The 11,410-nt window shown below is 68.7% G+C and carries 9 protein-coding genes; 3 read left to right on the top strand and 6 right to left on the bottom strand.

Annotation, left to right across the window (positions count from 1 at the left end):
* Window positions 1–33 precede the first annotated feature (33 nt).
* From EBE87_RS15060 to pobA, 5 genes are read right to left on the bottom strand one after another with little or no spacing between them, the layout of a single operon-like run.
* Window positions 34–1,386, bottom strand: coding sequence for an MFS transporter (locus EBE87_RS15060; RefSeq protein ID WP_120638690.1), 1,353 nt, complete (start codon window positions 1,384–1,386; stop codon window positions 34–36).
* Window positions 1,387–1,446: 60 nt separating this feature from the next.
* Window positions 1,447–2,043 (bottom strand): protocatechuate 3,4-dioxygenase subunit alpha, encoded by a 597-nt coding sequence (gene pcaG, locus EBE87_RS15055; RefSeq protein WP_120638689.1) that lies wholly within the window; start codon window positions 2,041–2,043, stop codon window positions 1,447–1,449.
* The gene (pcaH, locus tag EBE87_RS15050) at window positions 2,036–2,758 is read right to left on the bottom strand and encodes a protocatechuate 3,4-dioxygenase subunit beta (RefSeq protein ID WP_367604867.1); all 723 of its coding nucleotides are present in this window, start codon (window positions 2,756–2,758) and stop codon (window positions 2,036–2,038) included. The genes pcaG and pcaH overlap by 8 nt, the downstream gene beginning before the upstream one ends.
* Complete coding sequence (gene pcaDC / locus EBE87_RS15045; protein WP_120638688.1) at window positions 2,755–3,912, bottom strand: bifunctional 3-oxoadipate enol-lactonase/4-carboxymuconolactone decarboxylase PcaDC; 1,158 nt, start codon at window positions 3,910–3,912, stop codon at window positions 2,755–2,757. The genes pcaH and pcaDC overlap by 4 nt, the downstream gene beginning before the upstream one ends.
* Entirely contained in the window at window positions 3,912–5,159 is a 1,248-nt protein-coding gene (pobA, locus tag EBE87_RS15040; RefSeq protein WP_120638687.1) for a 4-hydroxybenzoate 3-monooxygenase, read from the bottom strand. Before pobA ends, pcaDC begins: the two co-directional genes overlap by 1 nt.
* 350 nt (window positions 5,160–5,509) lie before the next feature.
* Between pobA and EBE87_RS15035 the strand changes: the two genes are divergently transcribed.
* Together EBE87_RS15035 and pdxA are read left to right on the top strand one after the other, a co-directional pair.
* On the top strand, window positions 5,510–6,775 hold the full coding sequence (locus EBE87_RS15035) for a four-carbon acid sugar kinase family protein (RefSeq protein ID WP_233553248.1): 1,266 nt from the start codon (window positions 5,510–5,512) through the stop codon (window positions 6,773–6,775).
* Window positions 6,772–7,791, top strand: coding sequence for a 4-hydroxythreonine-4-phosphate dehydrogenase PdxA (gene pdxA / locus EBE87_RS15030; RefSeq protein ID WP_120638685.1), 1,020 nt, complete (start codon window positions 6,772–6,774; stop codon window positions 7,789–7,791). The genes EBE87_RS15035 and pdxA overlap by 4 nt, the downstream gene beginning before the upstream one ends.
* Here the strand turns inward: pdxA and EBE87_RS15025 are convergent.
* Window positions 7,788–10,016 (bottom strand): sensor histidine kinase, encoded by a 2,229-nt coding sequence (locus EBE87_RS15025; protein ID WP_120638684.1) that lies wholly within the window; start codon window positions 10,014–10,016, stop codon window positions 7,788–7,790. The genes pdxA and EBE87_RS15025 overlap by 4 nt on opposite strands.
* Window positions 10,017–10,220: 204 nt before the next feature.
* Between EBE87_RS15025 and EBE87_RS15020 the strand changes: the two genes are divergently transcribed.
* Window positions 10,221–11,228 carry a zinc-dependent alcohol dehydrogenase family protein gene (locus EBE87_RS15020; protein WP_120638683.1) on the top strand — a complete coding sequence of 336 codons (1,008 nt, stop codon included), beginning with the start codon at window positions 10,221–10,223 and terminating at the stop codon, window positions 11,226–11,228.
* Window positions 11,229–11,410: the final 182 nt, after the last annotated feature.

The following is an 11,410-nucleotide window of genomic DNA, read 5'->3' as shown; positions in this document are numbered from 1 at the left end:
GCCCGATTGCGTTAACCGAGGCGCGCCACAGCCTCAATGGCCCAGCACGGCGCCGGGCTGCGCGCGCGCTGCCTGCGGATGGGCAATCTGCTTGATGATCAGCGCCGCGGCGGCGATCAGGCCCGGAATGGCCACCACCAAGAAAATACCGGATAGAGAAAGGTGCCGGCGCGACAGTTCCGCGACCAGGAAGGAGCCGGCGATACCGCCGAAGCGCCCCAGCCCCAGCATCCAGCCCACGCCCGTCGCGCGGCCTTCCGTGGGATAGAAGGTGGCGGCCAGCGCCGGCAGGGAGGACTGCGCGGTGTTCATGATGACACCGGCGAGAAAGACGGTGGCCACCAGCAGCGCGAGATGCCCCGCCACCATGCCGACCAGCGCGACAGAGACCGAGGTCAACACGAAGCCGGTGGCGATGATCTTGTTGCCGTTGTAGCGGTCCATCAGCCAGCCGAAGAACACGGCGCCGATGCCACCGAGCGGGAAGAGCGCCGAGATCAGCGCGGCACTATGCGGCGAAAGCCCGGCATCGCCGAAGAGCAGCGGCATCCAGTTGATCAGCGCGTAGAAGATCACCAGACCCATGAAATAGGCGATCCAGAGCATCATCGAACCCACCGCATAGCTGCGGGACAGCACGACGCGCGCGCCGCTGGCCTGCCCGGTGGGCGGTGCCTTTTCCAGCAGCACAAAGGATGTCGCGTTCTCCGCGCTGGCGGAAATCCGGCGCAGCACGGCGCGAATGCGCTCGGCCGGGTACTTCTTCATGACCATGTAGCGTACGGATTCCGGCAGCAGCACGAGCAGCAGCACCGCCAGCACCAGCGGCGCGATGCCGCCGAGCAGCAGCACGCTGCGCCAGCCCCAGAGCGGAATCATCCAGGCCGCCAGGAAGCCGCCGAAGGCCGCGCCCAGCGGAAAGCCGCAGAACATGGCATTGACCAGCACGGCCCGCCGCTTCTCGGCGCAGAACTCGCTCATCAGCGTCACGGCATTCGGCATGGCGGCGCCGAGGCCGAGCCCGGTGACGAAACGCCAGACCACCAGATGATCGAGCGTATCGGCCCAGGCCGAGAGCAGGCTGGCCAGGCCGAAGACCGCCACCGAGGCCGTCAGCACCAGCTTACGGCCAAAGCGGTCGGCGACAGGGCCGGAGCAGATGGCGCCTGCTGCCAGGCCGAACAGCGCGGCGCTGAGCACCGGCGCCAGCGCCGGGCGCGGCACGCCCCATTCGGTGATCAGGGAAGGCGCGATATAGCCGATGGCGGCCGTATCAAAGCCATCCAGCAGCACAATGACGAAGCACAGCGCGAAGATGATGCGCTGCATGGCGGAAAAAGGCTGCTCGTCCAGAAAGCACTGAACATCGAGGGCCCGGCTTTCCATGGATCGGTTCACTCCTCGCGCGCGGCCGGTTGTCCAGCCGCGCCTGTCCCTATGTCGTGCTCAGACCGCCATCCAGACCGTCTCGCCCTCGCCTTGCAGCCGCAGGTCCAGGTTCCAGGTGCCGGGCTCGCTCTGCCGCGCGATCAGGGTGCCGCGCCGTGCCGGCTCCACTGCCTGGAGAACGGGGTCGGTTTCGTTCAACGCCTCGCCCTCGAAATACAGGCGGGTGCAAAGGTGGCTCAGCAGCCCGCGCGCGAAGACCGCGAGCGCCACATGCGGCGCCTGCAAGGCATTGACACGCGAATGTCCGGAGGCCGGCACCGGCCCTGGCTTCAGGGTGACAAAGCGGAAGTTGCCATTGCTGTCGGTCGCGCAGCGCCCGTAGCCCTGGAACTCGTTGGCCGGGCCTTCGGGGTCCGGATACTCGCCCTTCGGGTCAGCGTGCCAGATCTCGACCATGGCATCCGTCACCGGGCTGCCGCTGCCGTCGGTGACACGGCCGGTCAGCACGATGCGCTCGCCCGGCGGCAGGGCGTCCTTGAAATGGCGCGTGGTATCGGCCCATTCCGGAAAATCCACCAGATGCCAGTAGGGCCCGGCGGTCTGGCTGGCGGAAGCGATCGCGGGGCCGGCCTCCGGGGTCGCGGCATCAGTCATGGTGGTCATCCTCCATCGGCGTGGCATCCCGCCCGCGCAGCACAACATCGAAGCGGTAGCCCAGCGCCCATTCCGGCTGCGTCAGCTCCAGGTCGAATTTGGAGATCAGCCTGTTGCGGGCGGCCTCGTCCGGCACGGTGTTGAAGATCGGGTCCAGCGCCAGCAGCGGGTCGCCGGGGAAATACATCTGCGTGATCAGCCGCTGCGCGAAGCCGGCGCCGAAGAGGCTGTAGTGGATGTGGTTCGGCCGCCAGGCGTTGTGGTGATTGCGCCAGGGATAGGCACCGGGCTTGATGGTGACGTAGCGGTACCAGCCGTTCTCGTCGGTGAAGACCCTGCCGCTGCCATGGAAGTTCGGGTCCAGCGGCGCGTCGTGCTGGTCGCCCTCATGGTTGTAGCGGCCGGCGGCATTGGCCTGCCAGACTTCCACCATGGCGTTGCGGATGGGGCGGCCGTCCTCATCCAGGATACGGCCGCCGACGATGATGCGCTCACCCATCGCATGGCCCTTGGCCCCCTCCAGCACCGTCAGATCCGCGGTTTGCGGATAACGCTCCGGCGAGAAGCGGGGGGAGCTGGTTTCCGTCAGCGTATGCGGCACCTGCAGCAGCGGCTGCTTCGGATGGCGCAGGCGGGTGCTGCCATAGTCCGGCGCGTTGTAGGGCGGCTGGTGCTCCGGCGCGGGCCGGCGGTAGCCGGTGATGATCTCGCTCACGGCTGTTCCTCCATGTCTTTCAGTGTTTGCTTCGCCAGCTTCAACGCATGGTTGGCGGCAGGCACGCCGGCATAGGCGCCGACCTGCAGCAGCACTTCCGCGATCTCTTCCGGCGTCACGCCGGTGTTGCGGGTGGCGCGGACATGCAGCACGAACTCGCCCTCACGCCCCAGCGCCGCCATGATGGCCAGCGTCAGCAGCGAGCGGGTGTGGCGCGGCAATCCGGGACGCGTCCAGACGCCGCCCCAGACATTGCGGGTGATGTATTCCTGGAAGGGCGCATCCAGCGCCGAGACGGCGGCGCTGGCGCGGGCCACATGCGCCTCCCCCAGCACCGCCTTGCGCACCGCCATGCCGGCTTCCAGCGCATCGGTGGGCGCCAGGCTGGCCAGGAAGCGGCGCATCGCGGCCATCACCTCGGCCGGGCGCTCCATGGTCGGGATATGCGCGGCGTCGGCGATGACTTCCAGCCGCGCGCCAGGGATGGCGTCGCGCAGCGCCTCGGCGCTGGCCAGGGGCGTCGCGGCATCGCCGTCGCCCACCAGCACCAGCGCCGGCTGGCGCAGCCCGCGGGTGGCTTCTGTCAGGTCCGCCGCCGCGATGGCTTCCGCCGCGCCGGCATAGCCTTCCGGGTCGGTACGGCGCAGCATGGCGCGCAGGCCCTGGGCCGCTGGGCTTTGCAACGAAGCCGCTGTCACCCAGCGGGCGACCACCGGCTCCACCAGCGGCGCCATGCCCTGCGCCCGCACCAGGGCGGCGCGGTCCCGCCAAGTCTCGGCGGGCGGGATGGCCAGGGCGGTGTCCACCAGCATCAGGCTGCGCACGCGGTCGGGCGCCAGGGCTGCCATGGCCTGCGCCACCATGCCGCCGATCGAGATGCCGGCAACATGCGCCTGCTGCACGCCCAGGGCATCCAGCAACGCGAGCATGTCCCGCGCCAGACCCTCAATGCTGTAGGGGCCCGGTGTCACCGCGCTCAGCCCATGGCCGCGCAGGTCGGGGCGGATGACACGGTAGCCGCCGCGGAAGGCTTCGGCCCCCGCATCCCAGATACGGTTGTCGGTGCCCAGGGAATGCAGCAGCAACAGGGCCTCGGCGCCCGGCGGGCCTTCGAGCTGGACGTGGAACGTGGCGTCGCCTAGCGACAGGAACATCAGCCTGCTTCTCCCATATTCGCGAATTCCGGCATGCCCTGCCGTGCCTCGGACCCCCGCGCCGAATAGGCCAGCGGCAGGCCGACATAGTTTTCCGCCAGCACCGCCTGGGCCTGCCGAGAGGCGCGGATATAGCCGAGCTCCGCAACCTGCATGTGCCGCGCGAAGTCATCCATGTCAGGGAAGCGGTGCGTCAGGCTGGTGAACCACCAGGAAAACCTCTCCGCCATCCAGACCCGGGCCAGCGCGCGGGCGGAATAGCCTTCCAGCGCCGCATCCGAATTCTCGCGGTAGTGGCTGATCAGCGCATCCGCCAGCAGCCCGACATCGGATGCCGCGAGGTTCAGGCCCTTGGCGCCGGTGGGCGGCACGATATGCGCGGCATCCCCGGCCAGGAACAGCCGGCCGTGCCGCATCGGCTCCGCCACGAAGGAACGCAGCGGGGCGATGCTTTTCTCGATGCTCGGCCCGTGCGTCATGCGCGCCGCCGCTTCCGGGCCTAGCCGTAGGGACAGCTCGTCCCAGATGCGGGTGTCGGGCCAGTCCTCCAGCTTCTCCGTCAGCGGCACCTGGATGTAGTAGCGGCTGCGCGTCAGGGAGCGCATGCTGGCCAGGGCGAAGCCGTTGCGGTGGTTGGAATAGATCAGCTCATCGTCGCAAGGCGGCACATCGGCCAGGATGCCCAGCCAGCCGAAGGGATAAACCTTTTCAAAGCTGCGCAGGATGCCCGCCGGAATGCTGGGGCGGCTGACGCCATGGTAGCCGTCGCAGCCGGCGACGTAATCGCAGTCCACATGGTGGCTTTCGCCATCGGCCTGATAGGTGACGAAGGGCGCCTTGCCTTCCAGGTCGTGCAGCGCGACATCGCTGGCCTCGAAGACCAGGGCGGCGCCGCGAGCCTGATGGACCTGGATCAGGTCATGCGTCACCTCGGTCTGGCCATAGACGGTGACGGCCCTGCCCCCGGTCAGCCCATGCAGGTCGATACGGAACAGCTCGCCGTCCAGCGCCAGTCGGATGCCATGGTGCTGTAGGCCGTCGCGATGCAGCCTGTCCGCCACGCCCGCGCGTTCCAGCAACTCGACGGTGCCCTGTTCCAGCACGCCGGCGCGGATGCGCCCTTCCACATAGGACTGGGATCTGCGTTCCAGCACGATGCTGTCGATACCGGCGACATGCAGCAGCTGCGACAGCAGCAGACCGGCCGGACCTGCCCCGATGATGGCCACCTGGGTGCGTCGCCGCATGGCCAGCCTCCCTGGAACATTCTTGTATAAGATATCTGACTGCCTCCGCGCCGGGTTTCCATGGACATTCGGCGCAGAGTCTTGGACTTTTGAAGCAATCCTTTATCAGCGACGGAGAGGCCGCTGGCGCCGCATCAGCTGCCCCGCCGCCTTTGCGATGTTTCATCCAAGGCGTAGGGCGCCATTGCCAGGCTCTGGCCAGAAGATGCCACCATGCCAAATCCGGTCACGGGCTGCGGGAGCCGCTCTCGCACCGCAGGCCCGGCGGCATGATTGATGCCGCCCCGGCTGGCTCTATGCTCCAGCAGAGAAGAAACGGGGCCTCCTCCCCGCCCCATGGAACGAATGCCTTGCCGAGCCGAACCATGCCCCGCTGGCTGATCCTGGCCGATGACCTGACCGGTGCGGCGGATTGCGCGGTGGCCTTCGCCCGCCGGGGCCATGCCGCCGCCGTCACCTGGGCCGAAAATGGGGGAGAGGCGGACGAGGCTGTGCTGGCGATCGATGCCGACAGCCGGCGCCTGATCGCGCGAGACGCCGCGGATCGCCACGCGGCATTGCTGCGGCCACGGCTGCGGCCCGGCCTCGCTCTCTACAAGAAGATCGATTCCACTTTGCGCGGCCAGCCGGCGGCGGAACTGGCCGCGACCCTCACTACGTTGGAAGAATGCAGGCCTCCGGCACTGGCGGTGGTCGCCCCCGCCTTTCCGGATACGGGCCGCACCACGGAAGGCGGCCGCATCCGCCTCAATGGTGCTCCCCTGGAGGATTCACCGCTCTGGGCCCGCGAGCACAGTTACGCCAATGCCGACCTCTACGCCGTGCTGGAGGGTGTGGGCCTGCCCACGGCCCTGTTGCCCCTGGCGGCGTTGCGTGGCGGGCCGGAGGCGGTGGCGGCCGCCATGCGACATGCGCTTTCCGCCCGCTGCAGGGCCTTGGTCTGCGATTCCGCCACCACGTCCGACCTCGAAACCATCGCCCGCGCCAGGGGCTTGCTGGAGTTCGAGCCGGTCTGGGTCGGCTCCGGCGGCCTCGCGGCGGCCTTGGCGAGTGCGGAGCAACCGGGCCAGGACCCGCCCCTGCCCCGCTTGCCGGCAGCGCGGGGCGGGCTCCTGCTGGTGGTGGGCAGCCTAGCCGAGGCTTCCCGCGCCGCCGCCGATCATGCACTGGCGCAGGGCGGATTGCGCCACTTCGGCATCCCGCCCGCGCTGCTGCACGCCGGCCCGGTCGGCTGGAATGTCATGGCGCGGGAGATCGCCGCGGCCATCGCGGCCAGGGAGGATGTGCTGGCCATGATCGAGGCCGAGCCGGGCGCCGACCTGCGCCAAGGCGCACCGCTGGCGCTGGCGCTGGCGGAACTGTTGCAGCCGGCCGCGTCACAGGCGGGCGGGCTCTTCGCCACGGGTGGTGAAACCGCCCGCGCCCTGCTGTCGCGGCTTGGCGTCCAGAGCATCCGGCTGCTGGAGGAAGTGGCGCCCGGCGTGCCATTCGGCCTGACACGCGGCGCCCGGCGGCTGCCGGTGGTGACCAAGGCGGGCGGCTTTGGCGATACAGAGATCATCAGGCATGTGCGGCACCGCCTGCATGCCTGGCTTCAGGAGGAGACAGCGGCATGAGCTCAGAGGACACCCGCCCGATCATCGCCATCACCATGGGTGATGCTTCCGGCGTCGGCCCGGAGATCATCATGAAGGCGCTGGCGCGGCCGGAGGTGCATGCGCTCTGCCGGCCGCTGGTGGTGGGTGACGCGGCGCGGCTGCGGGAGGCCGGCGCCATCCTCCGCACCGCGCTCGATGTGGCGGCGCTGGCCAGCCCTGCCGAAGCCCGCTTCGCCCCCGGCAGGGTGGATTGCATCGACCTGGGGCTGATCCCGCCAGGGCATCCCTTCGGCCAGCTTTCGCCGCTCTCGGGCGAGGCCGCCTACCGCTACATCGAGCGCGCGACGCGGCTGGTGGAGGCCGGCGAGGCCGATGCCATCTGCACGGCGCCGCTGAGCAAGGAAGCGCTGCACGCTGCCGGCCATAAGTATCCGGGCCACACCGAGTTGCTGGCGCATCTGACCGGCACGCCGGAAGTCTCGATGATGCTGGTGGCGCCGAAGCTGCGCGTCATCCATGTCACCACGCATATCGGCCTGATGGACGCCATCCGCCGGATCGAGCCAGGGCTGGTGGAGCGCGTCATCGCGCGCGGCCATGCGACACTGGTGAAAGCCGGCATCGCCGCCCCGCGCATCGGCGTCTGCGGCATCAATCCCCATGCGGGCGAGAACGGCCTCTTCGGCCAGGGCGAGGAAGAGGAAAAGATCATCCCCGCCGTGCAGGCTTGCCAGGCCCGCGGCTGGAAGGTCGATGGCCCCCTGCCCGCCGATACGCTGTTCTTCCGTGCCGCGCGGGGCGATTTCGACCTAGTAGTGGCCATGTACCACGACCAGGGCCATGCCCCCGTGAAGGTGATGGGGCTGGAGGCCGGGGTGAACATCACCGTGGGCCTGCCAGTGATCCGCACCTCCGTGGACCACGGCACCGCCTTCGACATCGCGGGCCAGGGCATCGCCGACGACGGCAGCCTGGTCGAGGCGCTGCGGCAGGCGGCGGAACTGGCGCCGAAGCGCGGCCGCGCCGCCGCCTAGGGCTCCGCCACCTTCAGCCGCAGGCGGGCCACGGTGCCGCTGCCACGCTCGCTGTCCAGCACCAGGGTGGCCTCCATGGCCTGGGCCAGCGCGCGGGCGAGGTAAAGCCCCAGGCCCGACCCGCCATAGCGGCGGGCATGGCTTGTCTCCAGCTGCACAAAGGGCTCGAAGGCACGCTCCAACTGATCGGCGGCAATGCCGATGCCGGTGTCGCTGACGGTGATCTCCAGCACACCCGGCTGCGGCAGGCTGGCGCCGAGGGTGACGCTGCCACCCGCCGGGGTGAACTTCAGCGCATTGGCGATCAGGTTCAGCAGGATCTGGCGGAGCCGCCGCTCATCGGCCCGGGCGCGCGGCAGGTTGGGCAGCGGCTCCAGGCTCAAGGAAACCTCTGCAGCCTCCGCCGCCGGGCGCATGAGCCGCAGGGCGCTTTCCAGGATGGTGGGCATGTAGAGCGGGCGCAACTCCATCTGCAGCGCGCCGGCACCGGCCTGGGCCACCGCCAGAACCTCATCGATCAGCGAGAGCAGGTGGCGGCCGGCCTCCATGATGGTTCTTGCGAATTCCTCGACATTCTGCGGGTCCACCTCATCCACCAGGGCTTCGGAGAAGCCGATCACCGCATTCAACGGCGTCCGCAGCTCGTGGCTCATGGTGGCCAGGAAGCGTGTCTTGGCGCAGCTCGCTTCCTCGGCGGCGATGCGCGCGCGCTCGATCTCCGCCAGCGCCTGCCGCTCCGCCGTCACGTCGGAATAGATGCGCACGAAGCCGCCATCCGGCGTCGGGTCGGTGCTGACTTCGATGCAGCGGCCATCGGCGGTCACGCGCGTGTAGCTTTCGAGGTTCGGTGCCACCCGCTGCGCCCGCCACCTGAAGACCTCCACCCCCGCCTGGCCGGCGCCGAACTGCCCACGCTCCAACTGAAGGCGTCGGAGATCCTCCAGCGATGCTCCAGGGGCCATTTCCTGCTCGGACAATCCGGTCAGCGCGCAAGCCAGCGGATTGACGGCCACGACCCGGCAATCCCGGTCGAACAGGCAGATGCCGTGGCGCATGTTGTCCATCATCACCTGCAGCAGACCAGCGCGGCGCTGGGCCTCGAATTCCGCTCGATGCAGGGCGGTGATGTCGGAGATGACAGAGATATGGCCGCCATCGGGCAGAGGCGCGGTGATGCCCGTCAGCACGGTGCCATCGGCGCACATGCGGATGACGGGCGGACGGCCGTAGTTGAACCGGCGGCGGAAGGTCTCCTCCGGATCGCGGCGATCCATGAAGATGCCGGCATCCTCCCGCCGGCGCAGCGTATCCAGCAGATGGTCGCCGATGGCGACATCGTCATCCTTGAAGATGCGGCGACACGCGGCATTGACCATCCGCAGCCGTGAGTCCGGCCCATAGACGCAGACGCTGTGAGGCAGCGCCGCCAGCACGGCATCCAGCAGATCCGCCCGGCGCTTGGCTTCTTCCTCGGCGGCATGGAGGGGCGTGACATCCTCCAGCACCACCAGGAAGCCGCCGTTGCTCAGCGGCTGGCTGATGGCACGCACCGCGAGTCCGTTGGGCCGCAAGTGCAGGAACTGCAGGCGCTGGCCGCGGTCCAGGTGGCGGCGTGTCTCGAAACCCGCCCGTCCCTCAGGGTCCTCGGCCATGTCGGAGACAACGCTATCCGTGACCTCATCGAAGGACATGCCGATGCGCAGGCTGCCGGGCGGCAGGTTCAGCAGGATTTCATAGGCATCGTTGTGCAGCACCAGGCGCCGCTCATGGTCATAGATGCCAATGCCGGAAGGGTTCTGGCGCAGCGCCGCGTCCGCCAGGCGCAGCCGCTCCCAGGCCGCGATCTCGGCCTGGCGGTACTGGGTGATATCGGTAGTGACCGTGGCGCGGCGACCATCAGGCAGAGGCAGATGGGCGAGTTCGAACCAGCGGCCATCGGTGGCACAGAGCAGCCGGCGGTGCGAGGAGGCAGGGTCGATCTCCAGCATCCGGCGGACCTGCGCCTCCTGCTCCCCAGGCCCGAAGAAGCCACGCGCCGCCAGCCCGCGTGTGACATCGGCGGCGGACATGCCGCTCAACGATGCCTCAGGCGGCAAGTTGAGCATGGCCACAGCGGCGGCATTGGCCAGAAGCACCTGTCCGCGCGCGTCATAGACCACCACTGCGCCCGGCATGGCCAGCACAAGTTGCAGAGCGGCCTGGGCCTGTTCCATCGCGCCGGGCATGCAGGCGGCAGCGCCGTGGCAGCAGGTGTCAGTTGCTTGGTTGAATGTCACAGAAGAGATGATCGTGCCGGTTCATGAATGAAGAACGAAAATGGTGCGGAGTCACGCAAAACCAAGCATGCCGTCTTCGCATGGCGGGCCTGCCGGCTTGCCACTCCCCCTCCAGGCCTTATCTCTGGTTACCAGGATGGAAAGGAAAGCGGAATGAAGGCCATCAGGCTGCGCGCCCCAGGCGGTCTCGACCGGCTGGAACAGGTGGAGATGCCGGACCCCGGCGCCCCCGGCCCTGGCGAAATCCGCGTGCGAGTCCATGCCAGTTCCTTGAATTATCATGATTTCTCTGTCGCCAACGGCGCCATCCCCACCGAGGATGGCCGCATCCTGATGTCCGACGGCGCTGGCGTAGTGGAGGCGGTTGGTGAAGGCGTGCGCGGTTTCGCGCCTGGGGACCATGTCGTGTCCGGCTTCTTTCCGCTCTGGCAGGACGGCCCGGCCGAGGTGGGCGACTTCCGCACTGTGCCCGGCGATGGCGTCGATGGCTATGCGCGGGAGACGGTGGTCCGCCCTGCCAGCTGGTTCACCCCGGCCCCGAAAGGCTACAGCCATGCCGAGGCGGCGACGCTCACTACCGCCGGCCTGACCGCCTGGCGCGCCCTAGTTGTGGATGGCGGGCTGAAGGCCGGAGATGTGGTGCTGGTACTGGGCACCGGCGGCGTCTCGGTCTTCGCCCTGCAGATCGCGCGGATGATGGGAGCGACGGTAGTCGCTACCTCCTCCTCCGATGCCAAGCTGGAGCGGATGCGGGCGCTCGGCGCCGCGCACACCATCAACTACCGCACCACGCCGGACTGGGGCCGCGCCGTGAAGGACTGGACCGGCGGGCGGGGGGCCGACCAGATCGTCGAGGTGGGTGGCCCCGGCACGCTGGAGCAATCCATCCGCGCCGTGCGCATCGGCGGCCATATCGCCTTGATCGGTGTCCTTACCGGCCGCTCCGGCGAAGTGCCGACGGCACTGCTGATGGCGAAGCAGGCGCGACTACAAGGGCTGATCGTCGGCAGCAACCGACACCAGCGGGAGATGATCCGGGCAATCGAGGCCAATGACATGCGGCCGGTGATCGACCGCTCCTTCGCCCTGGGCGACCTTGCCGAGGCCTTCCGCCACCAGGAGGCCGGCCGGCACTTCGGCAAGATCGTGCTGGAGTTCTGAGAGCCCATTCACCAATCGGGGTTTTCAGGTCAAGCACCGATGTGGAGGCTGTCCGCTGCCGGAGGCATGGTTCTTTCCGGGGGTCGGTGTTATCCGCCTCATGATGGGGGTCAGGGATGGGGCGCCGCGATGTTTGAGGCGGCCTGATCTGGCGGTATGCGCCTGACCGGCCAACGGGCTCT

The organism is Teichococcus wenyumeiae, assembly GCF_003696345.1.
GTDB classification, from domain to species: domain Bacteria; phylum Pseudomonadota; class Alphaproteobacteria; order Acetobacterales; family Acetobacteraceae; genus Pseudoroseomonas; species Pseudoroseomonas wenyumeiae.
The sequence above is the reverse complement of the archived record's forward strand: the minus strand, read 5'-3'. Positions and strand labels throughout refer to the sequence as shown.

Coding starts and splice junctions, on each gene's coding strand:
- EBE87_RS15025 (WP_120638684.1), bottom strand. CDS start 10,016: ATGCCCGGCGCGATGGAACAGGCCCAGGCCGCTCTGCAACTTGTGCTG.
- EBE87_RS15060 (WP_120638690.1), bottom strand. CDS start 1,386: ATGGAAAGCCGGGCCCTCGATGTTCAGTGCTTTCTGGACGAGCAGCCT.
- pcaG (WP_120638689.1), bottom strand. CDS start 2,043: ATGACTGATGCCGCGACCCCGGAGGCCGGCCCCGCGATCGCTTCCGCC.
- pcaDC (WP_120638688.1), bottom strand. CDS start 3,912: ATGTTCCTGTCGCTAGGCGACGCCACGTTCCACGTCCAGCTCGAAGGC.
- EBE87_RS15020 (WP_120638683.1), top strand. CDS start 10,221: ATGAAGGCCATCAGGCTGCGCGCCCCAGGCGGTCTCGACCGGCTGGAA.
- pdxA (WP_120638685.1), top strand. CDS start 6,772: ATGAGCTCAGAGGACACCCGCCCGATCATCGCCATCACCATGGGTGAT.
- pobA (WP_120638687.1), bottom strand. CDS start 5,159: ATGCGGCGACGCACCCAGGTGGCCATCATCGGGGCAGGTCCGGCCGGT.